Annotated in this window: 25 protein-coding genes; 6 read left to right on the top strand and 19 right to left on the bottom strand. The window is 69.8% G+C overall.

Annotated features, from left to right (window positions below; translation table 11 throughout):
* Positions 1-40: 40 nt before the first annotated feature.
* The 3 genes from ABZ953_RS03000 to ABZ953_RS03010 all read right to left on the bottom strand — a co-directional run bounded on the left by ABZ953_RS03000 (position 41) and on the right by ABZ953_RS03010 (position 3,586).
* On the bottom strand, positions 41-787 hold the full coding sequence (locus tag ABZ953_RS03000) for a lytic transglycosylase domain-containing protein (RefSeq protein WP_361715760.1): 747 nt from the start codon (positions 785-787) through the stop codon (positions 41-43).
* Between the two features lie 391 nt (positions 788-1,178).
* Positions 1,179-2,501 carry a PhoH family protein gene (locus tag ABZ953_RS03005; protein WP_361715763.1) on the bottom strand — a complete coding sequence of 441 codons (1,323 nt, stop codon included), beginning with the start codon at positions 2,499-2,501 and terminating at the stop codon, positions 1,179-1,181.
* 323 nt (positions 2,502-2,824) lie between these two features.
* Positions 2,825-3,586 carry an isoprenyl transferase gene (locus tag ABZ953_RS03010; protein ID WP_361715766.1) on the bottom strand — a complete coding sequence of 254 codons (762 nt, stop codon included), beginning with the start codon at positions 3,584-3,586 and terminating at the stop codon, positions 2,825-2,827.
* Between the two features lie 128 nt (positions 3,587-3,714).
* Here ABZ953_RS03010 and mgrA point away from each other — a divergent pair, with 128 nt between their 5' ends.
* On the top strand, positions 3,715-4,752 hold the full coding sequence (mgrA, locus tag ABZ953_RS03015; protein ID WP_361715769.1) for an L-glyceraldehyde 3-phosphate reductase: 1,038 nt from the start codon (positions 3,715-3,717) through the stop codon (positions 4,750-4,752).
* Between the two features lie 154 nt (positions 4,753-4,906).
* Here the strand turns inward: mgrA and ABZ953_RS03020 are convergent, their stop codons facing one another.
* Positions 4,907-5,443, bottom strand: a complete 537-nt coding sequence (locus ABZ953_RS03020; protein WP_361715772.1) for a hypothetical protein — start codon at positions 5,441-5,443, stop codon at positions 4,907-4,909.
* Between the two features lie 318 nt (positions 5,444-5,761).
* On the opposite strand from ABZ953_RS03020, the gene ABZ953_RS03025 reads away from it, so the two are divergent.
* Positions 5,762-6,151: a DUF192 domain-containing protein gene (locus tag ABZ953_RS03025; protein WP_361717003.1), complete on the top strand. Its 390-nt coding sequence runs from the start codon at positions 5,762-5,764 to the stop codon at positions 6,149-6,151.
* A 240-nt stretch (positions 6,152-6,391) separates the two neighbouring features.
* On the opposite strand, the gene ABZ953_RS03030 is transcribed toward ABZ953_RS03025, so the two are convergent.
* On the bottom strand, positions 6,392-7,231 hold the full coding sequence (locus ABZ953_RS03030; protein WP_361715775.1) for a class I SAM-dependent methyltransferase: 840 nt from the start codon (positions 7,229-7,231) through the stop codon (positions 6,392-6,394).
* A gap of 146 nt (positions 7,232-7,377) precedes the next feature.
* Between ABZ953_RS03030 and ABZ953_RS03035 the strand changes: the two genes are divergently transcribed.
* Entirely contained in the window at positions 7,378-7,818 is a 441-nt protein-coding gene (locus ABZ953_RS03035) for a nuclear transport factor 2 family protein (RefSeq protein ID WP_361715778.1), read from the top strand.
* On the opposite strand, the gene ABZ953_RS03040 is transcribed toward ABZ953_RS03035, so the two are convergent.
* From ABZ953_RS03040 to ABZ953_RS03090, 11 genes are all read right to left on the bottom strand, one after another.
* On the bottom strand, positions 7,808-8,422 hold the full coding sequence (locus ABZ953_RS03040) for an OmpA family protein (RefSeq protein WP_361717006.1): 615 nt from the start codon (positions 8,420-8,422) through the stop codon (positions 7,808-7,810). The two genes, ABZ953_RS03035 and ABZ953_RS03040, sit on opposite strands and share 11 nt — an antisense overlap.
* 48 nt (positions 8,423-8,470) lie before the next feature.
* Positions 8,471-9,064, bottom strand: a complete 594-nt coding sequence (locus ABZ953_RS03045) for a hypothetical protein (RefSeq protein ID WP_361715781.1) — start codon at positions 9,062-9,064, stop codon at positions 8,471-8,473.
* Between the two features lie 31 nt (positions 9,065-9,095).
* Positions 9,096-9,704 carry a pilus assembly protein TadG-related protein gene (locus ABZ953_RS03050; RefSeq protein WP_361715784.1) on the bottom strand — a complete coding sequence of 203 codons (609 nt, stop codon included), beginning with the start codon at positions 9,702-9,704 and terminating at the stop codon, positions 9,096-9,098.
* A complete protein-coding gene (locus ABZ953_RS03055) occupies positions 9,701-9,889 on the bottom strand; it encodes a hypothetical protein (RefSeq protein WP_361717009.1) in 189 nt (62 codons plus the stop codon). The genes ABZ953_RS03050 and ABZ953_RS03055 overlap by 4 nt, the downstream gene beginning before the upstream one ends.
* A gap of 278 nt (positions 9,890-10,167) precedes the next feature.
* Entirely contained in the window at positions 10,168-11,058 is an 891-nt protein-coding gene (locus tag ABZ953_RS03060; RefSeq protein ID WP_361715787.1) for a DUF5936 domain-containing protein, read from the bottom strand.
* Positions 11,059-11,086: 28 nt separating this feature from the next.
* Entirely contained in the window at positions 11,087-12,034 is a 948-nt protein-coding gene (locus tag ABZ953_RS03065) for a type II secretion system F family protein (protein WP_361715790.1), read from the bottom strand.
* On the bottom strand, positions 12,031-13,368 hold the full coding sequence (locus ABZ953_RS03070; RefSeq protein ID WP_361715793.1) for a CpaF family protein: 1,338 nt from the start codon (positions 13,366-13,368) through the stop codon (positions 12,031-12,033). Before ABZ953_RS03070 ends, ABZ953_RS03065 begins: the two co-directional genes overlap by 4 nt.
* A 104-nt stretch (positions 13,369-13,472) precedes the next feature.
* Positions 13,473-13,799 carry a TadE/TadG family type IV pilus assembly protein gene (locus ABZ953_RS03075; RefSeq protein WP_361715796.1) on the bottom strand — a complete coding sequence of 109 codons (327 nt, stop codon included), beginning with the start codon at positions 13,797-13,799 and terminating at the stop codon, positions 13,473-13,475.
* A 176-nt stretch (positions 13,800-13,975) separates the two neighbouring features.
* Entirely contained in the window at positions 13,976-15,601 is a 1,626-nt protein-coding gene (locus ABZ953_RS03080) for an AAA family ATPase (protein WP_361715799.1), read from the bottom strand.
* A gap of 30 nt (positions 15,602-15,631) precedes the next feature.
* Complete coding sequence (gene cpaB, locus ABZ953_RS03085; RefSeq protein WP_361715802.1) at positions 15,632-16,342, bottom strand: Flp pilus assembly protein CpaB; 711 nt, start codon at positions 16,340-16,342, stop codon at positions 15,632-15,634.
* Between the two features lie 132 nt (positions 16,343-16,474).
* Entirely contained in the window at positions 16,475-17,374 is a 900-nt protein-coding gene (locus ABZ953_RS03090) for a hypothetical protein (RefSeq protein ID WP_361715805.1), read from the bottom strand.
* Positions 17,375-17,612: 238 nt separating this feature from the next.
* Between ABZ953_RS03090 and ABZ953_RS03095 the strand changes: the two genes are divergently transcribed.
* Positions 17,613-18,629, top strand: coding sequence for a chitinase (locus tag ABZ953_RS03095; RefSeq protein ID WP_361715808.1), 1,017 nt, complete (start codon positions 17,613-17,615; stop codon positions 18,627-18,629).
* 80 nt (positions 18,630-18,709) lie between these two features.
* Here the strand turns inward: ABZ953_RS03095 and ABZ953_RS03100 are convergent, their stop codons facing one another.
* Both ABZ953_RS03100 and ABZ953_RS03105 read right to left on the bottom strand, forming a co-directional pair.
* Positions 18,710-19,696: an endonuclease/exonuclease/phosphatase family protein gene (locus ABZ953_RS03100; protein WP_361715811.1), complete on the bottom strand. Its 987-nt coding sequence runs from the start codon at positions 19,694-19,696 to the stop codon at positions 18,710-18,712.
* Between the two features lie 127 nt (positions 19,697-19,823).
* A complete protein-coding gene (locus ABZ953_RS03105; protein WP_361715814.1) occupies positions 19,824-21,149 on the bottom strand; it encodes an Nramp family divalent metal transporter in 1,326 nt (441 codons plus the stop codon).
* Between the two features lie 182 nt (positions 21,150-21,331).
* Here ABZ953_RS03105 and ABZ953_RS03110 point away from each other — a divergent pair, with 182 nt between their 5' ends.
* Together ABZ953_RS03110 and ABZ953_RS03115 are read left to right on the top strand one after the other, a co-directional pair.
* Positions 21,332-22,681, top strand: a complete 1,350-nt coding sequence (locus tag ABZ953_RS03110) for a M14 family metallopeptidase (RefSeq protein ID WP_361715817.1) — start codon at positions 21,332-21,334, stop codon at positions 22,679-22,681.
* 141 nt (positions 22,682-22,822) lie between these two features.
* A complete protein-coding gene (locus ABZ953_RS03115; RefSeq protein ID WP_361715820.1) occupies positions 22,823-24,385 on the top strand; it encodes an alpha/beta hydrolase in 1,563 nt (520 codons plus the stop codon).
* Between the two features lie 4 nt (positions 24,386-24,389).
* Here the strand turns inward: ABZ953_RS03115 and ABZ953_RS03120 are convergent, their stop codons facing one another.
* Complete coding sequence (locus ABZ953_RS03120; RefSeq protein WP_361715823.1) at positions 24,390-24,908, bottom strand: ATP-binding protein; 519 nt, start codon at positions 24,906-24,908, stop codon at positions 24,390-24,392.
* Positions 24,909-25,084 lie beyond the last annotated feature (176 nt).

The following is a 25,084-nucleotide window of genomic DNA, read 5'->3' on the forward strand; positions in this document are numbered from 1 at the left end:
GGCCTCTCAAGGTTGAGCACCGGTAGGGCCGGAGTGCGGCCTAGTACCAGTTGTTCGCCTGCCAGAAGCTCCAGGCGCCGCACGGGCTTCCGTAGCGGTCGTTCATGTAACCCAGGCCCCACTTGATCTGCGTGGCCGGGTTGGTCTGCCAGTCGGAGCCCGCCGAGGACATCTTGGAACCGGGCAGCGCCTGGACGAGGCCGTACGCGCCCGAACCGGCGTTGGTGGCCTTGTAGTTCCACGTCGACTCATGGTTGACGATGTTGCTGAAGCACTGGAACTGGTCGCCGGGGACCATCTGCCGTGCCATCGCCTGGACCTGGGCAACCGTGTAAGAGCCCTGCGGCTCGAAGCTGGAGGCGTCGCGGGCGGAGGAGCGGCTGGCCTTGGTCTCGGCCTTGTCCTCACGCTCCTTCTTCTCGGCGGCCTTCTTGGCCGCCTCCTCCTTCTCCGCCTTCTCCGCGGCCTGCTGCTTCTCGATCGCCGAGGCGGCGGCCTGCTTACGGGCCTCCTCCGCGGCGGTCTTCTTCGCGGCGTTGTCGGCGGCCGTGGCCTGCGCGTCGGCCTGCTGCGTCAGGGACGCGGTCTGGACCTGGGCCTGCTGACCCGCGGGTATGTCTGCGAGGAGCGTCGCGTCGCTTGCCGCTGCCTCAAAGTCGTTCGAGTTCGAGGGCTGGGTGTTGCCCGAGGCAACACCCACGACAGCGCCGACGGTGGTGACCGCGGTGGCAGAAGCCACGGCGAATCCCCGGACCGAAATCCGGCTCACACGGTTTCCTTCCAGCATCGCCCGCACAGGTGACCCCGCGGACGCAATCGTGCCCCTGGCGCTGGCCTCCGCTGGTCGTTCGGTCACGGGAGGCTCGGACCCGGTGCTCAACTCCCGTTACGGGAGCGTCGCGTGGTGCTTCGGGCGGCATGCGACGGTCACTATGAAGTTCTGTGGTGCTCGAGTTGTCGTACCCCTAGGGGTACACGTGTGTCGCATGCGGGGCCTGACAGGACCCAGACTCTGCCCCAGCCGGACACCGCAAGGCAATTCTCCGTTGCGTGGGAAAGCTCACACCCCGTTTGCCCCAGGAGTTTTACGGAAACAGGGGCGCAGCAAGACGCCGCCCGGCTAGGCTCCTTTGCTTCGCCGGGCGGCGCCAACTGTGGGGCAACTGCCGTGAACTGCCTCAGATGTGACCGTCCTCCAGCATTTCGGTCACCAGGGCCGCGATCTGCGACCGCTCCGATCGCGTGAGCGTGACGTGCGCGAAGAGCGGATGCCCCTTCAGCTTCTCGACGACGGCGACCACACCGTCGTACCTCCCCACCCGGAGGTTGTCGCGCTGCGCCACGTCATGGGTCAGTACGACACGGGAGTTCGCCCCGATACGGGACAGAACGGTCAACAGGACGTTCCGTTCCAGGGATTGCGCCTCGTCCACGATCACGAACGCGTCGTGCAGGGAGCGCCCGCGGATATGGGTGAGCGGCAGCACTTCGAGCATGCCGCGCGCCGTGACCTCCTCGATGACCGCTTTCCCCGCCACCGAACCGAGCGTGTCGAAGACCGCCTGCGCCCAGGGGCCCATCTTCTCGGCCTCGGTGCCGGGCAGATAGCCGAGCTCCTGCCCGCCCACCGCGTACAGCGGCCGGAAGACCATCACCTTCTGGTGCTGCCTGCGCTCCAGAACGGCCTCCAGGCCCGCGCAGAGCGCGAGCGCCGACTTGCCGGTGCCCGCACGGCCGCCCATCGAGACGATGCCGACGTCCGGGTCGAGGAGCAGATCCAGCGCGATCCGCTGCTCGGCGCTGCGCCCCTTGAGACCGAAGGCCTCCCGGTCGCCGCGTACGAGCCGGACGTTGCCGTCGGCCGTGATGCGGCCCAGCGCCTTGCCCCGCTCCGACTGGATGGTGAGGCCCGTGTGCACGGGCAGGTCCGCCGCCTCGGGTACGTACAGGGTGTCCTCTTCAAAGAGGAGGTCCACCTGCTCGCCCGAGAGCGTCAGTTCGGACATGCCGGTCCAGCCGGAGTCCGTGATGGCGAGCTCGGCGCGGTACTCCTCGGCGAGGAGCCCCACCGACGACGCCTTGATCCTGAGCGGCAGGTCCTTGGAGACGACGGTGACGTCGTACCCCTCGGCCTGCAGGTTGCGCGCTACGGCGAGAATCCGTGAGTCGTTGTCCCCCAACCGGTAGCCGGCCGGAAGCACGCCGGGATCGGAGTGGTTGAGCTCGACGCGCAGCGAACCGCCGAGATCCCCGATCGGGATCGGGGCGTCCAGGCGGCCGTGCCGGATGCGGAAGTCGTCCAGCAGGCGCAGCGCCTGCCGGGCGAAGTATCCGAGCTCCGGATGGTGCCGCTTGGCCTCCAGCTCTGTCACCACGACGATCGGCAGCACGACTTCGTGCTCCTCGAAGCGGGTCAGGGCGTTCGGATCGGCCAGCAGAACGCTGGTGTCGAGAACATAGGTGCGCCTGTCGGGCATGCGGCGCTTTGTGCTGGTCACCACGGAAGGACGTACCCCCTCGGATGAGGTCGGGGAGCGACGGGAGGGTTGCCGGGCGCGATCCGGCGGGTGTGAGCCGGACCGGTCGCGGGCCGCGCTGCGCGGGCCGAGCACCGGCCCTCCACGTCGCCCGTGCTGCTCACACGGTCGTCCTGGTGCAACGGGCCTCCCGGGCGGACGGCCCATGCCGTCCGCTGAGATACGACATCCGTGAATCGGACGTCGACCTGGAAGGCTTATTCCCTCGAACAAGCGCAGCCATGCCAGGGCATATGACGACGCGTTGGTTAACTCCGGGTTACCCCGACCTCAGGGGCGTATGCGGGTCAGCCGCCGTAGCGGCGGTGGCGGGCCGCGTAATCACGCAGCGCACGCAGGAAGTCGACCTTGCGGAAGGCCGGCCAGAAGACTTCACAGAAGTAGTACTCGGAGTGGGCCGACTGCCAGAGCATGAATCCGGAGAGACGCTGCTCACCACTCGTTCGGATCACCAGGTCCGGGTCCGGCTGGCCGCTGGTGTAGAGGTGCTTGGAGATCTGGTCGACGTCGACGCTCTCCGCGGCCTCCTCCAGGCTCGCGCCGTTGTCCGCGTGCTCCAGGAGCAGCGAGCGGACCGCGTCGGCGATCTCCTGGCGGCCGCCGTAGCCGACGGCCACGTTGACCAGTATTCCGGTGTTGGCGTGGGTCGCCTCTTCGGCTTCCTTCATGACCGTCTGGGTGTGGCCCGGCAGCAGATCGAGGGCGCCGACGTGGTGGACCCGCCAGCGGCCGTCCGCGACGAGCGCGCGGACGGTGCCCTCGATGATGCCGAGGAGCGGCGTCAGCTCGTCCGGGGGCCGGTCGAAGTTGTCGGTGGAGAGCATCCACAACGTCACGACCTCGACGTCCGTCTCCGCGCACCAGCCGAGGAACTCCTCGATCTTGTGTGCACCCGCCTGGTGGCCCTCAGCGGTGGTCCCGCCCGCCGCCTTGGCCCAACGGCGATTGCCGTCGAGGATGACGCCGATGTGCTTGGGCACCTGGTCGTGGTCGAGGCGGCCTTCCACCCGGCGTGCGTAAAGTCCGTACACCAGGTCGCGCAGGTTCACGTGTGTCAGCCTCCAGCAGATGGCGATCTCCGGGGGTGCGCCCAGAGCAACCCCGAGGGCGACACCCTACCGCCGCTCGAGCGTCCCTCCACAGTCGGGTGGCAGGACCCTGAAGTAGCTTCGTACCCATGAACGACACGTCTCTGTATCGCGCGGCACCGGACCGTTACGACTCGATGGAGTACCGGCGGACGGGTCGCAGCGGCCTGAAACTGCCCGCGGTGTCCCTCGGGCTCTGGCACAACTTCGGCGACGACAACGCCCTCGGCACGCAGCGCGAAATCCTGCGACGCGCCTTCGACCTGGGCGTCACGCACTTCGACCTGGCGAACAACTACGGCCCCCCGGCCGGTTCGGCCGAGCTCAACTTCGGCAAGATCTTCGCCCAGGACTTCGCCCCGTACCGCGACGAACTGATCCTCTCGACCAAGGCCGGCTACCTCATGCACCCCGGCCCGTACGGCGAGTGGGGCAGCCGCAAATATCTGTTGTCGTCGTTGGACGCGTCGCTCGATCGGATGGGCGTCGACTACGTAGACGTCTTCTACTCCCACCGCTTCGACCCGGAGACCCCGCTCGAGGAGACGATGGGTGCCCTCGCCTCCGCCGTCCAGCAGGGCAAGGCGCTGTACGTGGGCGTCTCCTCGTACAACAGCGAGCAGACCGCACAAGCGGCGCGGCTGCTGCGGGAGATGGGCGTCCCGGCCCTCATCCACCAGCCCTCGTACTCGATGATCAACCGCTGGACCGAGGACGACGGGCTGCTGGACACCCTGGAGGCGGCGGGCATGGGCTGCATCTCCTTCGTGCCGCTCGCCCAGGGCCTGCTGACGAACAAGTACCTGAAGGGCATCCCGGAGGGTTCGCGCGCGACACAGGGCAAATCCCTGGACCCGGGCCTGCTGAGCGAGGAGGTCGTGCGCCGGCTGAACGGCCTGAACGACATCGCGGCGGGCCGCGGCCAGTCCCTCGCGCAGCTCGCCCTGAACTGGGTGCTGCGCGACGAGCGGATGACCTCCGCCCTGATCGGCGCCTCCAGCGTCAAGCAGTTGGAGGAGAACGTGGCGGCGCTCGCCGGTCCGAAGCTGACGGACGCGGAGCTGTCCGCGATCGACACGTTCGCGGTGTCGACGCCCGGCACCAATATCTGGGCCGGGCGCGGCTGAGGGGTACGGGGCCCGCGGGTAGACGTGCGGGTGTGGATGTGCGGGTGTGGATGTGCGGGTGTGGATGTGCGGGAGCCTCGGGCCGGATGTGTTCCGTCCCGGGGCTCCCCGCCGCTCGCCGCGTCGCGTCAGAACGTCGCGTCAGACCGTCGCGTCAGGCGCGCGGCCGCTTGAACCACGCGCCCGCAATGCCCTGCGAGAGCAGGATGACGACGGCGATCGAACCGAGCAGCGGCAGCAGCCCGCCGGGGTTGCCCGCGGCGGCGCCGCCGAGTCCGAACAGGATCTGCACACTCATCAGGACGATGCACGTGACGCGGATGCCGTTGCCCGCGGTGCCGAAGCGGAAGGCCATGCCGGCGGCGACGAGCAGGCAGACGTTCACGCCGAGGGCCGCGCCCGCCGTCTCAGGATTGGAGATGGCTATCAGGAGGATGCTGCCGATGACGGTGAGTCCGGCGAGCACCCAGGTGACGATCTGCGCGGCGCGGACGACGCCGGGCATCGTCTGCGGGCCCATCGGGCCCTGCCCGTAGCCGGGCTGGCCGGGGTATCCGGGGCCGTATCCGTAGCCGGGCCCCTGCCCGTAGCCCGGGTCCTGGGCGGGGCCGGTGTATGTGGGGAGGCCTTGCTGAGGATTGGGCTGGGGGTTGGGCTGCGCCGGGGGCGGAGGGGGGAATTGGTTCGACATGTCCCTGACGATAACCGGATGTCGATCTTCGGCCACGCCGTGGCACAAAAAATCGGGCCGGTCCGTGGGGGGGAGACGGACCGGCCCGAGGGGGGGTTTCCACCATAACCCTTCGTAAGTGCTGCTGGGTGCATTGGCGCGCCACAACTACTCTCCGAGACCGGCCGACGACTGCGCGATCCCGTTCTACCGGCGGAATCAGGGGTTCTGGGGCGTATTTCGGCCGGGCGTGGCGGTACCCCACAAGAGGGACCCCCGCGCGGTTCGCGCGCTTGACGCCCCGGGTGGCCGTGGCGCTAATTTCGCGGCATGGCGACGATGACGGTGTCCCCTCCCCCGCCCGGACCCTCCCCCCGGGAGTTCCCGGACCCGGCCCCGGAGGCGCCCCCGGAGATCCCCCTGGAGATCGCGGAGTCGGCGCGGGCGCGGCGGCGGGGGCTGCTCGGGCGCGCGGGGGTGACGGGGGCGCTCCTGCTGGCACCCGCGAGCAGTGTGCACACCGTGCGGATGCGGTTCGCCATTGATGTGGCGTATCTCGATCGGAAGTTGCGCGTGTTGTCCGTGCGGACGATGCGCCCGGGGCGGGTCGGGCTGCCGCGGCCGCGGGCCAGGTACGTGATCGAGGCGGAGGCCGGGGCGCTGGCCCGGTGGGGCGTGCGCCGGGGTGCGCGGATCGTCGTGCGAGACGCCGGGCGCGCTACGGAGTGACGGCTCGCGGCGCCGCGCGGCCCCCTCCACCGCACGGCACCGCCCGCGTAGATTTGCTCACGCGAATTAGCCTTGGTCTGAACTTACGTGACATCGACGGGCACATCGAGCCAGTATTGATAACGATGCGGAATCAAGGCTTCGATTACGGGTCGTACGTCACGATATGAGGGATGCGGGCGAAGAAACCGTATTCCTGAATTAGGCGACGCTATTAACCCTGTTGTCGCTGACGGCTACTCACTCACTGTCCGACCTCACCGGCTTGCGAAGCTCGAAGAGGTGCCGGGTGCTGTGGGCCACGAAGGGGCCTTCCGCCTCGATCCGGTCGTGCAGCTCGCGCAGTCGCGGCCGGTACTTCTCCACGCTGAAGCCGGGGACCATCCACACCACCTTGCGCAGGAAGTGGACGACCGCCCCGATGTCGTAGAACTCGATCCGCAGCCGCTCGGCCCGCAGATCCACGACCTCGAGCCCAGCCGCCTCGGCCTCGGCGCGCTCCAGATCGGGATGGCGGCCGTTCCTGACGTCCGCCGGCTGGGTCCCGAGGAAGTACTCGACGACCTCGAAGACGCTGGCGGGCCCGACGTGCTGAGCGAAGTACGTGCCGCCGGGGCGCAGCACGCGGGCGATGTCGTCGAAGTGGGCCTTCACCGGGTGCCGGCTGGTGACGAGGTCGAACGCCCCGTCCGCGAACGGCAGCGGCGCGTCCTCGGGCGAGGCGACGACCACCACGCCGCGCGGGTGCAGCAGGGCGGTGGCCTTGGCGACGTTCGCGGGCCAGCCCTCCGTGGCCACGGCGAGCGGCGGCAGAGCGGCGGCGGAGGCCAGCACCTCGCCGCCGCCGGTCTGGATGTCGAGGCTCGCGGACGCCCCGGCGAGACGCTCCGCCATGGCCTCGGCGTACCGCCACGAGGGCCGCGCCTCGGTGGCCCGCCCCTCGAACCAGGAGAAGTCCCACCCTTCGGTGGACGCGGCCTCGGCCTCGGCGACGAGGTCCTCGAAGGGGCGGCGGGGGGTGGGGTGGGGTGCGGGGTGGGGCACGGGGCCGGGGGTGGTGGGGTTAGTGGGGCTGCTCATGGGGCAATCCTGCCGGACGGCGCGACGCGCGGGCGGGCTTGACGTGGGGGCGGGCTTGACGTGGGGGCGGGCCTGACGCGCGGGCGGGCTTGACGTGGGGGCGGGGCCCGTCAGACTCCCCGGGTGTGACAGTGACCCGGCACACCATGACGGACGAGCAACGGAAGTCGGTTGCGCTCGAGTACCTCAAGGGTTTCGACCGGGGCGGCAAGACCTCCGGCGGCGCACCGCTCCTCGATCTCTTCGCGGACGACGCCCAGGTGTACTTCCCGAAGTGGGGCCTCGCCGAAGGCAAGGCGGAGATCGGGCGGATGTTCGGCGACGTGGGCGGCACGCTCCGCTCCATCACGCACCACTACGCCGACTTCAACTGGATCTTCTCCGGTACGGACACCGTCGTCTGCGAGGGCACGAGCCACGGCCAGCACCGGGACGGGGCCTGGCGCGAGGGCCTGCCCGCGTGGGGCGCGGGCCGCTTCTGCGACGTCTTCGAGATACGGGACTGGCTGATCCAGCGCTGCTTCATCTATCTGGACCCGGATTACGCGGGCGCGGACGTCGGGCGGTATCCGTGGCTCAGCCCGTAGTGCCTTCGGGAGCGCCTTCGGACGCGGCCCCCTCGCTGCCACGCGGGAAGGAGACCTCCACCCGGCGGTTCTTCCTGCGGCCCTCCTCGGAGCCGTTGTCCGCGATCGGGTAGTCCTCGCTGTAGCCGCGTACGGAGTACGTGACCTCCGGGCCGAGGTAGCCCGCCATCGTGTCGTGCACGGCTTCCGCGCGTTCGCGGGAGAGCTTCTTGCCATGGTCGTAGGACCCGAGGCTGTCCGTGAACCCGAACACCCGTACGTCCGTGGCCTTCTGGTTCTTGGCCTCCTCCGCGATCGCCTTGATCCGGGCGCTCGCCTCGGGGTTCAGCTTCGAGCTGTCCTTGGGGAACAGCACCTCCGCCTGTAGCGCGAACTTCACGTCCGTGTTGGTGTCCTCACGGCGCTCCTCGCCGCCGAGGTCCTCGACGACGGACTTGATGTCCAGCACCTTGGCGGGCGCGAGCGTGGCGCCGTCGGCGAGCTTCAGCCCCGGGCTGGTGGAGTCGACTTCGGGGGGTGGGGAGGTGGTGGTGCTGCCGGGGGGGGTGGTGGGGTCTTTGTCGTCGGCCCAGGCGGGCGCCGGCCCCAGGAGCAGAGCCAGCACGGTGAGGGTGGCTGCGCCTGCGGTACGGCGGAGGTGGCGGGTCACGGGTCACTCGCCGTCGGAGATGTCGAGGGAGGCGGGGGGCATGGAACCCACTTGGAAGGTGACGGTGTCGGTCCCCTCGGGTGGGGCGGGGAATTGTGCGAACCAGTCGACCGTTTGCCCCGAGTCGATACCGCCCTCGAACTTGGTGCAGAGGCAGCGCCCGCTGGTGTCGCGAAGAACCAGGTACCGCTTCTTGCCCTGACCGTCCACGAGGCTGGCACCGGCCACAGATCCACCGTTCTTCTGTAGCTCCTTTTCGTCGCCGCGCCACTGGCCACCTGTCCACAGGCCTCCGGACGTGTTCGTCACCTTGCCCAAGACGGTGAGGAAACCACCGTCATCACGATCCGCACCAGTAATCACCAGAGTGACGCCGTCGCCCTTTGCCTCAGCCAGAACCTGATCCTCCGCAGGCTCCTCCGTCTCCTTGGCCTTACCGTCGTTCTGGTTGTCGGCCGCCGTGGACTTGGAGTTCTTGTCCGGCTTGTCTCCATCCCCGCCACCCCCACCACAACCGGCGAGCGTGAGAACAAATCCAGCGGCGATCGCAGCAGCGGTCAAGGCCCTACGGCCCATCATCCAGCGCCGAATGTTCATCGCTACCGCTTCCTTCTTTCGTCGATCGCCGTCAGTCGGCCAGATGGACAGAGAAGAGGACGGATGCGTCCGGGAGGTCGTCCAGTTCGAAGTCCTCTGGATCGATCTCGAAGGATTCACCGCCATCGCACTTGACTTCCACGGCCTTCTCCGGGGCAGCCGAAGGAGCGACGTCGCAGCGCGGTTTGATGATGGCGGTGGCGTCCGCCTTGGCGTGCTTGGACTCCGTGCCCGGAATGATCGAGTCCCCGACGGTGTACGAGGTCTCGATCTCTGCCCAGAACCCCGGGTAGCCGTTCACCTCGTCCAGCCCAAAGCCGATAACGGTTGAGTCGTTGGCAGCAGCCAAGGCGTCGGCCGCCCCCCGGGCCCCAGCGCCGGTGAACTTGTCACCCGCAAGCCAGTCCAGCCAGTCATCGTCTCCTCCGATGGCTGTCCCCAACCCGTCCGCGATTTCATCCCTGACGTCCTGGGCTGCGGCCAAGGCAGCTGCGTCAGCTGCTGATTGAGCGCCGTTCCGAGCAGAAGCAGCCTGGGCGAAGGCAAAGAAGGCGAACGCGACGAAGAGCAGAATCCCCGTCATCCAGATGTAGATGGGGAGAGTCTGCCCTCGGTCGTTCCGCAGATGGCAGCGCGTCATCCTCCGACGACGTCGCTCACCGCATTGCCGATCGCTGTGGAGATCTTGTTGTCGAGCGCCAGGCCGTCGATCAACGTATAGATCCCCGCAATAAGAATCATCAGCCCCGCATACTCCACAAACCCCGCCCCCGCATCCCGGCTCTCCCCCCGGACCCGGGACGTCACGGCAATCGTCCAGTCCACCCAGACCTTGAGCGCGCGTTCCTTCAGCACGACGGCCCCTTCTCTCCCACCTGATACCGCGACCGTTGCAGTCAGAGGCAACGTACGCCACCACGCGTGCATCGGCAGCAACTCTGCGCAACGGATGCGGCAACCGGAGTGCCCGGCCCGCAAGTTGGCGGGTTCTCTTCCCCCTCGGTGAGATCACCATGCACGACGTCCCCTCACGCGAACCGTGAACTCAATTCTGACTGTCCCACATCGAGTTGCATCCGCGAAGGGCTTTCGCGAACCTGGTGCTAACGGCCCAGGATGGAGCCGAAGTCGGAGCCCGAGCCGAGGAACATTCCGGCGGCGATCAGGATCATCGTGGCCGGGAGCATGAAGACCAGGGTCACCATCGTCGCCTTGGGGATCGTCTTGGCCGCCCTGCGGCGGGAGTTCTGGGCGTCCGTGCGGCGCATGTCCGTGGCGAGCTGGATCAGGGTGTCGGCGATCGGGGAGCCCAGCTCCTCGCCCTGCTGGAGCGCGGAGACGAACTGGGCGACCTGTTCGGAGGCGTTGCGGCGGCGGAGTTCGTCGAAGGCCTGGCGGCGGCTGACGCCCATGTCCATCTGGCGCAGGGTGATGCGGAGTTCGTCCGCCCACGGCCCCTCGTACCGTTCCGCCACGCGGTCGAGCGCCTGACGGAAACCGAGGCCCGCCGAGACGACGACGGCGAGGACGTCCAGGAAGTCGGGGAGCGTGCGGTCGATGACCTCGCGGCGTTCGCGGATCGCCTGCCAGATCAGGCCGTCCGCCGCGATCGCGCCGAAGGCCAGGGTGAGGAGGCCGAAGAGCGGGGAGCCGTTGGTGAGGAAGACCAGGCCGAGGACGAGGCCGAAGACGCCGTAGACGGCGCGGCGGGCCGCGTACCGGTCGATGGTCAGGCCGCCGGGGTTGCCCGCCATGTCTATCCTGCGGCGCTTCGCGTCGACCCGCTTCGGGCCCATCATGCGCAGGACGAGGGGGGCGAAGCGCATGCCGAGGCGGTCGACGGCGGAGCCCGCCACCGAGACGCGGGTCGCGCCGACCTCCAGGGCGACGGCCAGGTCGGAGGGGAGCTTCGCGTCCGCGCGGTACATGCGGACGCCCTGGCAGACGCCCGCCACGGCGAGACCCATCGCGACCGCGAGCAGCAAGCCCAGCAACGTAACTCCTCCACCCTGCCGTTGTTTTCTAGACCTCGATCTTGCCGAGGCGTCTGATCACGAAGAAGCCGATTCCGTACAGGCCCAGCGAGACGAGGATCAGTGTCTGGCCGAGCGGTGAGCCGGTCACGCGCTCCAGCGCGCCCTCGTTCGAGGAGTTGATGAGGAGCAGGGAGCCGAGGCCGAGCAGCGGGACCGTGAACGCCGTCGCGTGGACCTCCGACAGCATCGTGCGGACCTCGCGCCGGGTCTCCTTCCTGTCCTCAAGGGTCTGGGTGAGGTTGCGCAGGGAGTTGACCACCGTGCCGCCCGCCTTGTTGGACAGGACGAGCGTCGTCACGAGGACTATCAGCTCCCGGGAGGGGAGGCGTTCGGCCAGTTCGCCCAGGGTGTCGTCGATGGAGCGGCCCAGGGTCAACTGGTCGGCCACGTGCGAGAGTTCCTCGCCCGCGGGGGCCTCCAGCTCTTCCGCCGCCATGGCGAGCGAGGTGCGCAGGGCCAGACCCGCCGCCGTCGCATTCGCCAGAATGCGGGCCACGTCGGGGAGTTGGTTGATGAAGGCCTCGATGCGCTTCTGGCGCTGCCAGTTGAGGAAGGCGAGCGCGCTCCATACCGCCACCACGCCCGCGATCGGGCCGAAGAAGGGGGCCAGCGTGGCCGCCGCTATCAGCCAGAGCGCGGCGACGACCGCGACGACGTACGTGAAGAACTCGCCGGGCGTCAGGTCCAGGCCCGTCGCCGAGAGGCGCAGGTGCAGGGAGCGGCCCAGGCGGGTGCGGCGCAGGCGGCGGTCGACGGCGGCGAAGCGGCGGGAGCGGCCGGGCGGGCCGCCGTCGCCCGTGCCGGGGCCGAGCGCGAGGCGGTCGACGAGGGCCTGGCGCTGCGCCCGGCCCGACGCGTACGTGTGGACTCCGGCGACGGCGAGGGTGCCCGTGAGGATCGTGGCGCCCAGCGCGAGGACAGCGGGGTTGTTCATCCGATCGCCTCCCTCGTGTTCACGACGTCGACGGCGTCCGCGACGCCGAAGGCGGGCGGTACCGGTTCGTTGGCGACGTACAGCTTGTCGGCGACCTCGCGCGGCAGCGGCAGGTGCTCGTAGTAGCCGTGCACGACGCGGTCGGCGCCGAGCGGGCGCGGCACGAAGCGGGTGACGGGCACGATGCGGAACTGCTGGCGGCCGTGGCTGACGAGCAGCACGATCTCGGCGACCTTGCGGGAGCCGTCGCCGTGCCGGGCGAGCTGGACGACGACGTCGACGGCCGAGTTGATCTGGTCCTTGAGGGCCTCGAAGGGGATCTGGACCTCCGACATGGAGCCGAGGGTCTGCATGCGCATGAGGGCGTCCTCCGCGGTGTTCGCGTGGACGGTGGCGAGCGAGCCGTCGTGGCCCGTCGACATGGCCTGGAGCATGTCGAGGGTCTCGCCGCCGCGGACCTCGCCGACGATGATGCGGTCGGGGCGCATGCGCAGGCTGTTGCGGACGAGGTCGCGGATGGTGATCTGGCCCTTGCCCTCGACGTTGGGGGGCCGGGATTCGAGGCGGATCACGTGCTCCTGCTGGAGCTGCAGCTCGGCGGAGTCCTCGATGGTGATGATGCGCTCGTGGGCGGGGATCAGTCCGGACAGTGCGTTGAGAAGGGTCGTCTTGCCGGTGCCCGTACCGCCGCTGACGATGAGGTTGAAGCGGGCGCGCACGAACGCGGCGAGCAGCATCAGCATGTGCTCGTCGAGGGAGCCGAGGCCGATGAGTTCGGGGAGCGTGTAGGCGCGCGGGAAGCGGCGGATCGTGAGGGTGGCGCCGGTGAGGGCGAGCGGCGGGATGATGACGTTGACGCGTTCGCCGGTGGGGAGGCGGGCGTCGACCATGGGGTTCGACTCGTCGACGCGGCGGTTGACCGTGGAGACGATGCGTTCGATGGTCTGCATCAGCTGCTCGTTCGAGGCGAAGCGGAGGGGGAGCTGTTCCACCCGGCCCGCGCGCTCGACGAAGATCGAGTCGGGGCCGTTGACCATGATCTCCGTGATGGACGGGTCGGCGAGCAGCGGTTCGAGTACGCCGAGCCCGAGGGCCTCGTCGACGACGCGGCGGATCAGCTGGGCGCGCTCGGAGGTGGAGAGGACGGGGCCCTCGCGGCTGATGATGTGGCCGAGGACGCGTTCCAGGCGGACCCGGCGGTCCGCCGCCGCGAGCGACGACATCTCGGCGAGGTCGATCTCCTCCAGGAGCTTGGAGCGGTAGACGGCCACGAGGCCGTCGTCGCGGCTCGGCTCGGTCTGGTGGGTGGGGGCCACGCGGTCGCGCAGGCTCATGGCGTCCTTCGACCTCCTTCTGGCGTACGGGCTGGCCGTCGGGCTGGCGTACGGGCCGGGGTACGGGCCGGGGTACGGGCCGGGGTACGAGAGTTCGGCACGGTTCAGTCGTCCGGGGCGTCGTCGTTGGGCATGGTGGCTTGTTTGGTGACGCTCCAGTCCGAGCCGATGAAGGGGAGCAGCGTCGGAACCTGGACCTCGACGGTGGCGGTCGTCGTGTCGCCGCCCCCGCCGACCGCGATCGAGGAGCTCAGGTCGCCGTCCATGGCCGCCGCGCCCGCCGCCTGCCCCGAGTCGCCCTGCGAGGCCGCGCGGGCGGCGGCGCGGGCGCCGGAACCGGCCTGGTTGGCGGCGTATCCGACGAGGCCCAGCTGGATCGTGGCGAGGCCGACGAGCAGCAGGATCGGCAGGAATCCGGCGAACTCCAGCATGGATACGCCGTGGTCGCCCCAGGGGCGCCGACGTCCGAAGGCCCCGTGGGCCCCGGGGGTCCCGTGGGCCCCGGGGGTCCCGGAGGCCCCGGAGGCCCCGGAGGCCCCGGAGGCCCCGGGGGTCCCAGAGGCCCCGCCCCTGCGGCCCCGGAACCTCGCGAAGAACCCGGCCCGTTTCACCCGTCATCCCCCTCCAGCGCCGCCCCCGCCTCGCCGTGGACCTTCCACCCCGCGTCGAAGCCGGGGAAGAACACGGGCACGTCCACCCGTACGTGCGCCTTGTACACCGCGCCCTCGGGCGCGCATCTCACGTCCGCGTCCTGCCAGGCGTCCGGCAGGTGTTCCCGGGCCGCCGACGAGCAGGCGCCCGCCTCGTCCGCCCCCGCCGCGTACGCCGCCGTGGCCGCCCGCGCCGCCTCGTCCGCCGCGTTCCCGGCCAGGGCGTACGAGTACCCGTACAGCGCGCACTGCCAGAGGATCGTCATGACGACGAGGAGCAGCGGGAACATACCGGCGAATTCGAGGGTGACGGCGCCCCGGTCGCCGGTCGCCGCCTTTCTGCGCAGGGCCAGGCCCCCTCGTCTGGCGCCGGTGCCCGCCGCCTCCGGGTCGACGAGGCCCAGTTCGCCCGCGAGGGCCCACAGTGCCTGTTTCACCGAGGAGCGGCTGTCGAGGTCCTGCATGCGGCCCGCGTCGACCGCGCCCTGCAACTCCTTGAAACAGGCGGGCACGGTGGAACGGGCTGTCCGCGTGCCGGTGACGCGTTCGACCAGGGAGGGCTGGATCTCCGCGGTCCTGCCGTGCCGGTTGACGACGGTGACGGTCTCCTCGGCCTTGCGGATCTGCAGGCGGTCCCAGAGCCGCACCATGCGTTTGGCGGCGCGGACCGCGACGACGTCGGGGGTGACGAGGAGCAGGGCCTGGTCGGCGAGTTCGACGGCGGTGGCGCTCGCCGCTGTGACGTAGGCGCCGCAGTCGACGACCACGACGTCGTACCGGGCGCGCAGGGCGCCGATGATCTGGCGGGCGACCCGGTCGGTGACCTCTTCGCCGCGCTCGCCCTCGGCGGGGGCGAGGAGCAGGCCGATGCCGGTCTCATGGGTGTATATGGCGTCCTGAAGGACGCGGGGGGTGATGTCGCTGATGGCGGCGAGGTCGGCGATGGAGCGCCGGAACTGCACGTCGAGGTAGGAGGCGACGTCCCCGGACTGCAGGTCGAGGTCGAGGAGGGCGGTCGTACGGCCCGACGCGCTCGCGGCGAGGGCGAGCTGGACGGCCGTCACGGTCGTCCCGACGCCGCCCTTGGCGCCGCTGACCGCGACGACGGTGCCCGCGCCGCCGGACCCGGCGCCGTTGCCCGCGTACAGCTCAAGGCCGCTGCTCCCGCTGCCCAGGTGCCGCCGCATCCCGGTGGACCAGGCGGCGGCCGCCTGGACGCGCTCGGCGAGGGGGTCGTAGGCGAGCGGGAGGCCGACGATGCCGCGTGCGCCCGAGTCCATGGCGGCGGTGAGGGTGCCGGGGCTGGTGTCAGCGGTGATCAGGACGACGCCGACGGCGGGGAAGCGCAGGACCAGGTCGCGGATGAGGTCGAGGGCGGGGACGGGCCCGATCCGCTCGTGGACGAGGACGACCTCGGGCAGTTCGTCGACGGATTCGGCGGCGAGCTGGGCGAGGGTGTCGAGGAGCGCCGTGGAGTCGCCCACGGGCAGCGCGGGTTCGGTGTCGGGCAGCTGGCCGGTGAGGGTGGACAGGGCGCGGGCCGCGTCGGTGTCTCCGACGGCGGGGAGGATCCGGATGGTCATACGTGACCTCCTGTGGTCATACGTGACCTCCTACTTGTCCTCGTCGAGGGTGTACGTCCGGTCGCGGGGCGGTACGGTCGCGTCGCCGCCCGCGCCGACCAGGGCGAGCCGGACGTGCGTGGCGAACGACTCGGCGTAGGCGACGCGCTGCGCGTCCGCGGTGCCGAGGGCGAACGTGATGGGCACCGCCTCGCTGGCCCTGCGGCGGGTGCGATCGTCCTGGTTCGGTTCGAGCGGGGTCAGCTTGCCGACGTCGAGCACCTTGGCGCCCTCCACGATGACTTTGGACTGGTCCTTCGCCTTGTCGGTCTCGCCCTTGAAGGTGGCGTAGATGTTGACCGTCGCGCCCGGTGTGATCTTGCCCGCGACGCCGGTCGCCGCGTCGATCATGATGGCGATCTCCTGCTGCCCCGGCCCCAGTTCGGGCCGCCTGACGATCATGTCGGACTGCAGCAGCGAGCCCTTCCGCAGCTGGGTGACGGCGATCTTGCCGCGGATCTCACCGAGGTCGGTGACGGCGTTGTCGGACAGCCAGCGCTCGGGCATCTCGACCTTCTCGAACTGGTCGGAGGTCAGCTCCTTGTAGGGCGCGATATCACCCTTGAGCTTGTACGCGGGGACCTCGGGGCCGACCTTCGAGTTCACGTCACGGATCACCGAGAGGACGCCCGCGAACGCGCCGATCGCGCACAGGACCGACAGGACCAGCAGGATGATGCCGCGGCGCTGGCGTGAGTTCATGGGCCGGACTACCTCGATCGAGTGCGGTTGGCTACGGACAGTGAGCGGGGTGGCGCACGTGCGGTCGTGGTCGTCGGTCTCGTACGAGGTGGGGGGGCGGATGCGGGTGCGGGTGCGGGTGCGGATGCGGGTCTAGGTGGCGCCGCGGGGCACGAGGGCGCGCACCGGTGGTGCGGGTCGGTCGGAGGGCGGCGGCAGCGGTGCGGCGCAGAACGCGCAGCGGTCACCGATGAGTTCGAGGCCGCACCAGTGGCAGTCGTCGCGGCGGACGGACGACACCAGTTGGTAGAGGACGGAGATGTCCGGGATGGCGGCGGCGAACTCGACGAGTCTGCCGGTGGCCCACCAGCGCGCGGACTCGCCGGGCAGCCGCGCCTCGGTGACGTCCCGGGAGTGCCAGGCGGGGGCGAGGGTGGCGGTCACCCAGTCGGGGGCGAGCCGACCGGGGGCGTAGAGCATCCTCGTGCCGAATCCCGGCCCCGGCAGGTGCGCCTCGTCGCCACCCGACACCTTCACGAGTGCGGGGCGCGGCGTGGCGAGGACCGCGAACTGGGTGCCGGGGACCCAGGACTTGGCGTGCGACTGGAGGGTGACGGGGACCCGGTCGAGCTTGGCGACGGAGCCGAGCAGGGCGCCCGCGTAGATGTAGTGGGAGAGGAGCCGGGCGGCGGAGGCGAGGACGCCGGGACTGAAGTCGCAGACGGACAACTGCCGTAGCTGCAAGGCGAGTACGGCGAGGCCGAGCGGCGGCAGGTCCGAGCGGACGACGGCGATGCGGTCGCTCTCCAGGACGGAACGGACCGCGTGCAGCCGCTGGACGACGGCGGCGGGCGCGGAGGCGGGGCAGAGGGCGATGACGTACCCGTGGTGCTCGATAAGGGTGTGCATCTCGGTGAGCGCCTGGTCCAGGGGGTACGCCCGCGGGGACTGCACGGCCGACTGGAGGACGGCGGCCGAGGGGGTGTGCCGGTCGGGCGACGGCAGCACGAGATCGGGGCCGGTGACGGCTATGGCGGTCGGCAATGCGTACACCCCCGGTGGTCGTGCACTCCTGCCTCAGCACCATATCCACGTCATGGTCGCCCCAACACCCAACTTCGCACTGTTCATGTGGAGGTGGGACTTACCCCTGAGCAACGAGTGACGCTTGAACCCTTGACAACGCAATTGGTCTGGACCAGCTTGTACGACCAAGCACACGGCGGTGGCCACCGTTTCGAAGCAGCTCTCTCCCCCCACCGAAACACCTCTCCCCCCACCGGAGGCAGCAGTGGACCGCACACGCAGGAGAAGGACCGGTGCCCTCACCGGCGCTCTCACCGCCCTCGCCCTCACCGCCCTGTTCACCGGCGGCGGCGCCGCGAACGCGGACACCGGAACCGCCGGTGCCGGGACCCGCGCCGTGCCGAAGCACGCGGTGACCGGCTACTGGCAGAACTTCGACAACGGCGCCCAAGTACAGAAGCTGGGCGACGTGCCGGACGACTACGACATCATCGCCGTCTCCTTCGCCGACGCGACCGGCACACCGGGCCAACTGGCCTTCAACCTCGACTCGGCGGGCCTCGGCGGCTACACCGTCGACCAGTTCAAGGCCGACATCAAGGCCAAGCACGCGGCAGGCAAGTCCGTGATCCTCTCCGTCGGCGGCGAGAAGGGCGCGGTGGCGGTCAACAGCGCGGCCTCCGCGACGGCCTTCGCCGACTCCGCGTACGAACTCATGCAGGAGTACGGCTTCGACGGCGTCGACATCGACCTGGAGAACGGTCTGAACTCCACGTACATGGCGCAGGCGCTCAAGTCCCTGGGCGGCAAGGCCGGTTCCGGCTTCGTCCTGACGATGGCGCCGCAGACCATCGACATGCAGTCCCCGTCGACCGAGTACTTCAAGACCGCGCTCGCCGTGAAGGACATCCTCACGGTGGTCAACATGCAGTACTACAACAGCGGTTCGATGCTCGGCTGCGACGGCAAGGTCTACAGCCAGGGCACGGTCGACTTCCTCACCGGGCTCGCCTGCATCCAGCTGGAGAACGGTCTCGCGCCCTCGCAGGTCGGCATCGGCGTCCCCGCCTCCGCGCGGGCGGCCGGCGGCGGCTACGTCGCGCCGGACGTCGTGAACAACGCCCTGGAATGCCTGGCCAAGGGCACGGGCTGCGGCACGTTCAAGCCGTCCAAGACGTACCCGGACATCCGGGGCGCGATGACCTGGTCCACCAACTGGGACGCGGCGGCGGGCAACAGCTGGTCCGGTTCGGTCGGGCCGCACGTGCACGGGCTGCCGTAGCACGACGGATACGGACAGCGGCGCCCCCGCTCCCCCGGAGGCGCCGCTGTCGACACCGTGTTCGAGCGCTGCCGGACGGGTCAGAAGGTGACCCCCGCCCACAGCAGCTTGTGGTCGGAGTGGATCGCGTCCGTGGCGTCGGCCCAGTCGACGTGCGTCGACACCGGCACGAAGAGATAGTCGATCTTCTTGTTCTCGCCCGCCATCGTCGCCTCGCCGTCCCGGCACCACAGGAACACCGGGAACGGCGAGCCACCGATCACGTCGCCCCAGTGCGGGTTGTTGCCGCAGTGGCTGTCGGCCTCCTTGAACTGGCCGAGCGCGCCCCGCCCGTAGTCGGAGTGGTAGAAGTTGTCCGGCGCCTGATGCAGCGGCTCGGCGTTGAGGTCACCGCCCACGAACTTCGTGTACCCGGCGTAGTCGGTGTCCAGAAGCCTTCTGGCCTCGGCGGACTCCTTGCGGCGCTCGGACTTGCTGTCGTGCGTGAGGTGCACGCTGCACAGGGCCAGCATCCTGCTGGGAGAGGTCATGCAGAGCATCTCGCGCTGCTCCCGGCCCCCCGAGGTGCCGAGGAGGTGGCCCTTGACCGTCGCGGGGTCGAAGCCCAGGTCGTTGCGGACGAGGAGGCCGTTCCCGAAGTCGGTGCGCTGCTCCTCCGGCACACCCACCGGGTGGTAGCACTTGGTGTTCGGCCCGTCGGCGCTTTTCGTCACCGGGTCGAACAGCACCGTGTACTCGCTGCCCAGCTGCGTCCGCAGCCGGTTCGACCAGTCCGCGCAGGCCTCGTTCAGGGTCATGAAGGCGGGCTTGCGGTCCTGGACGCTGCGGACGAGGGCGTCCGGCGCCTCGTCGCCGTCGTCGCCGTGCTGGGTGTTGCCGCCCGCCATGTTGAACTGCCCGATGGTGTACGAGGCCGCGGCAGCGGGGGCCGGAGCGGAGCCGGGACCGGCCGGGTCCGCGGAGGCGGTCGGTCCGGCCCACAGCAGGGCGCCGCCGAGCAGCGCCGCGAGCGAGACGAACGTACGCGCCGCGCGGGTGGTGGTCCTTCTGGTGCCTTTCGTGTTCATGATCTCCCCCGTTCGCCCGGCTGAACGGCAGCCGGGCTTGAGTGGTCCATGACACTACTGAGGCCGCTCGGACGAGACAGCGCGCGCGACGGAACGGGCCGGAAATCGCCCCAGCCGGAACCGCGGTTCAGAAGAAGCTGTTCCAGTCCAGATCCATGATCTGCTTGACGCACAGGACCAGGAACAGCAGCCCCGCCGCGGCCAGCATGACGTTGCTGAGCCAGCCGTTGCGCCACTGCCCCGGCGTGCGCGAGGTGTTGAGCAGCCAGAGCAGCGTGAGGGCGAGGAAGGGCATGAAGAACGCACCCAGCACGCCGTACGCGATGACCAGGCCGAATGGCTGGTCCAGGAAGAGCAGTCCCATCGGCGGGAAGGTCAGCCAGAGCAGGTACGCGCGGAACGGCAGCGACTTCTCGCGCTTGCCCGCGGCGACCTCCTCGACCATGTCTCCCGTGCCGCCCGCGGCGCCGCGCTCGCGCCGCAGCCGCTCCACGAAGTCCGCGAACATCAGGCTCACGCCGTGCCACACGCCCATCAGCGCGCCGAAGGACGTGGCGAAGAACCCGAACAGGAAGAGGTTCGCGGTGACCGCGCCGAACTTGTCCTCCAGGACCTTGCCGAGGTCGACGAGGCCGCGGTCGCCGGAGTTGAGGGCGATGTCCGTGCTGTGCAGGAGCTCGGCGCCGATGATCATCATCGCGACGACGAAGACGCCGGTCGTGATGTACGCGACGCGGTTGTCGAGACGCATCACCTTGAGCCAGGTGATGTCGGTCCAGCCCTTGGAGTTCACCCAGTACCCGTACGCGGCCATGGTGATGGTGCCACCGACGCCGCCGACCAGACCGAGCGTGTAGAGCAGCGAGCCGTCGGGGAGGACCGGCGCGAGGCCCGCGAAGGCGTTGCCGAGGTCGGGGGCGACGCGGATGGCGACGTACACGACGATCAGGAACTTCATGCCGATGACGACCGTCATGGCCTTCTCGAAGACGGCGTACCGGTTGAACCAGACGAAGGCGAGCCCGAGCAGTCCGCAGATGACCGCCCAGGTCTTCAGGCTCGGGCCGTCCGGGAAGAGCGCGACCAGCGGCAGGGCGCTGGACGACATGGCCGTGGCGCCGTAGACGAAGCCCCAGATGACCACGTAGACCGCGAAGTAGTAGGTGGTCCACTGGCCGAGGCTGCGCCAGCCCTCGAAGAGGGTGCGCCCGGTGGCGAGATGCCATCGTCCCGTCGCCTCGGCGAGGGAGATCTTCACCAGACAGCCGATGATCGCGGCCCACAGCAGGGTGTAGCCGAACTTGCTGCCCGCGATGAGGGTCGCGACGAGGTCGCCCGCGCCGACTCCGGTGGCCGCGACGACGATGCCGGGGCCGACGTACTTCCAGCTCGCCTTGCGGAGCCGCGGCTCCGTTTCACCGGCGGCGGTGCCACTGCCTGTCGTTTCAGCCATGCCGATCAAGAAAGCGCATCGCCGCGTCCGGCACAAGGGGGTTGGCCGAAGAGAGCGTTGACGGGGGCATGCCACCGCTCGACGATGGGCCCGCGCAACCCGCACCGCACGCGGCGCACACGCAGCGCGCCGCCGCCCACCGCACTGTCGCACTGAACAACCCCCACCCTTCAGGAGCCTTCATGCGACTCCGCATACGCGGCAGGAGATCCGCCGCTCTCGCGACACTTCTCACCCTCGCCCTCGCGGCGCCCCTCACCGCCAACGCCTCACCCACGTCCACACCGTCCGGCCGGACCGCGCCCAGCGGGGCGACGGCGGCCGACGAGGAGACGCGCCAGTACGAGATCCCGCTGCGCGACGACCGCGCGGCACGCACCGCCCTCGCACGCACCGGCGTCGCGATCGACGAGGTCGACGCCCGCGCGGTGGTCGTCTCGGCCGACGCCCGGCAGGCGGCGGCGCTGCGGGAGTCGGGTTACGAGCTCAAGCCGCTTGCCGGGCCCCCGAAGCGCACGGACGGACAGGCGGTGGAGGTCAAGGACTTCCCGCCCGCCGACGCGAACTACCACAACTACGCCGAGATGAACGCGGAGATCGACCAGCGCATCGCGGCCCACCCGAACCTGATGAGCAAACGCGTCATCGGCAAGTCCTATTCGGGCCGCGACATCGTCGCCATCAAGGTCAGCGACAACGTGAGCACCGACGAGGCCGAGCCGGAGGTCCTCTTCACCCACCACCAGCACGCGCGCGAGCACCTGACGGTGGAGATGGCGCTGTATCTGCTGCGCGAACTCGGCGACGACTACGGCACGGACGCGCGGATCAAGAAGATGGTCGACGAGCGCGAGATCTGGATCGTGCCGGACCTGAATCCGGACGGCGGCGAGTACGACATCGCGACGGGCCGCTACCGCAGCTGGCGCAAGAACCGGCAGCCCAACAGCGGTTCGTCGAACGTCGGCACCGACCTGAACCGCAACTGGAACTTCAAGTGGGGCTGCTGCGGCGGCTCTTCCGGGTCAACGGGTTCGGAGACCTACCGCGGTACGCGCGGCGAGTCGGCCCCCGAGGTCAAGGTCGTCGCGGACTTCGTCCGCAGCCGCGTGGTCGGTGGCAAGCAGCAGATCAGGGCGGGCATCGACTTCCACACGTACAGCGAACTGGTCCTGTGGCCCTACGGCTACACGTACAACGACACGGCGCCCGGCCTCACCCAGGACGACCGCGACGCGCACGCCGCGGTGGGCCGGAAGATGGCCGCGAGCAACGGCTACACGCCCGAGCAGGCCAGTGACCTCTACATCACGGACGGGTCGATCGACGACTGGCTGTGGGGCGCCCAGAAGATATTCAGCTACACCTTCGAGATGTACCCGACGTCCGCCGGTGCCGGCGGCTTCTACCCGCCCGACGAGGTGATCGAGCGGGAAACCTCACGCAACCGTGACGCGGTCCTGCAGCTCTTGGAGAACTCGGACTGCATGTATCGCTCGATCGGCAAGGAGCAGCAGTACTGCACGAGTTGACGCGCACGGCCGAGACGGCCCCGGACCCACGCAGGGGTCCGGGGCCGCAGCGCGCCTTCGCCGGTCGGGGGCAGCCCCCAGCGAAACCGGGGGGACAGCCGTAGTGAGTGGGGGCTGCTGTTCCGCTTAGCGTCTGACGGTATGAGACATATACGGAACGTCGGCCTCGTCCTCGCCGCCTGCCTCGGCGCGGCACCCGCCGTGACGGCCGCGACCGCCGCGCCCGCGACCGCCGCCGCGCCGAAGCCCGCGTCCGGCCTTGACCGTTACTACGACCAGCGGCTGGGCTGGGGCAGCTGCGCCAAGGGCCCGGACGACACCATGGGCCGCGACTTGGACAAGGCGGGCGTGCGGTGCGCGGACGTCACCGTGCCACTCGACTACTCCAAGCCCCGGGGCCGTACGATCACCGTCGCGATATCCCGACTCAAGGCCACCGACACCCGCCACCGCATCGGCTCGATGCTGCTCAACAACGGCGGCCCCGGCAACGGCGCCGTCCAGTCCCCGCCGGAGTTCCACGCGTGGATGAAGAAGACGGGCCCGCGGTACGACATCGTCGGCTTCGACCCGCGCTTCGTCGGCCGCAGCACCCCGCTGGACTGCGGCTGGAACGTCGGCACGACGCTCTTCTCGGCGGGTCTGGGCCGGGCGAGCTTCGATCGCCAGGTCGAACTCCACAAGGACCTGGCCGCCAAGTGCCGGGCCACCAACGCCGACGTACTGCCGCACGTGAGCACCCGCAACACGGCCCGCGACATGGACGTCATCCGCGGCGCGCTCGGTGAGCGGAAGATCTCCTACTTCGGCTATTCGTACGGCACTTACCTCGGCACGGTCTACACCCAGATGTTCCCGGGACGCACCGACCGCATGATCCTGGACGGCGCCATCGACCCGCGCAAGTTCGGCCCCCGGCTGCTGAGGGAGGCCGTCGGCGAGAACGAGCGGGCGCTCGCCGCCTGGGCCACCTGGGCTGCCGCCCGGAACGACACCTACGGCCTCGGACGCACCCGTGCCCAGGTCCTCGCCACCATCGACCGCATCATCAAGACGTCCTCGCGCGGCCCGCTGACCGTCGGCACCGCCCCTGACACCTTCCGGCTCGACGACACCCAGGTCCCGTTCGTCCTCCTCGCCGGACTCGACAGCGACACCGACACGTCCCGGGCATCCCTCGGCGAGCAGCTCTCCGTACTGAACAAGGCCGCGGCCGGGCAGCCGACCACGCTCTCACCGCAGTTCACCGGACTCCTGCGGCTCGCGACGACCGGCGACCACTCGAACATGGGCAGCGCGCAGACCGCCGTCATCTGCGGGGACAAGGCGGCCCCGCGCGACCCGGAGGTCTACTGGCGGGACATCCAGCGCAGCCGCGCCGCGTACCCGCGCTTCGCCGCGGTGAACAACAACATCGGCCCGTGCGCCTTCTGGGACCGGCCCCAGGAGCGGCCCACCCAGGTCGAGCACGACGCCAAGGCCCTGATCGTGTCCGCCACCGGCGACCCGCGCACCCCGCACAAGGGGGCCGTCGCCCTGCACGGCCTGCTGCCGAGCTCCAAGCTGATCACCGTCAAGGGTGCCAACCGGCACGCGGTCTACGGCCTTTACGAGAACGCCTGCGTCGACAACCAGGTCAACCGCTACCTGGCCACGGGGAAGCTGCCCGCCGCCGACCGGACCTGCTCCCGGAAGTCCGACTAGGGCCCTAGCCTCGGGGCACCCGTGGCGACGCCACCCCGTACGTCGCTCCCCCGCCGTACGGCACCGTCGCCCACATCCGCGTACCCCCGCCCGGTTCCCGCGCCTCGCCGAAACCCCAGTCGCCCTCGCACGCCCGTGCCACGCAGGCGAGCAGCCGTAGTGCCGCGCGACGACGGGCTTCGCAGGCGGCGGCGAGTCGCGGGTGCGTGTGGCTGCGATGACTGTCGTAGACGATGACGCGGAGGGTTCCTTCACGGAAGCGGAGGGAGAGGTAGATCTCTGCCGCGGCACTGAACTGGCAGGCCGTCGCGGCCAGTTCGCCCACGAGCTGAGTCGCCGGGTCGACCAACGCCGCAAGCCCGTGCGCGGTGAGCACGGTGCGGGTCGCTGCGCGGGCAATCGCCGGGGACGTGAGGGCCGCGGGCAGGGTGAGGCTGTACGCGAGGGTGTCGGGGGTGGGGGCGGAGTGGTCACTCCGGGCGGGGCAGGTCGTCACGGTGGTGTGCCCTACGGGTGTGGACATGCGGAACTCCTTGAGAACGAGCGGGTGTTGTTCTGACCTCGGCCGTCGGTGGCTCGTCTCCCTGACGCGGGCCGCGCCCCTCCCAGGGAGGGAGGTTGCGGGCAGGCTCGCGCGATGCACTGCCAACTGCCGTGTGTAGCTTGTGCGTTACCCAACGTAGGGCAGGTTTTGGTTAC

Origin of the sequence: Streptomyces sp. NPDC046465 (genome assembly GCF_040646035.1) — a bacterium.
Classification (GTDB): Bacteria; Actinomycetota; Actinomycetes; order Streptomycetales; family Streptomycetaceae; genus Streptomyces.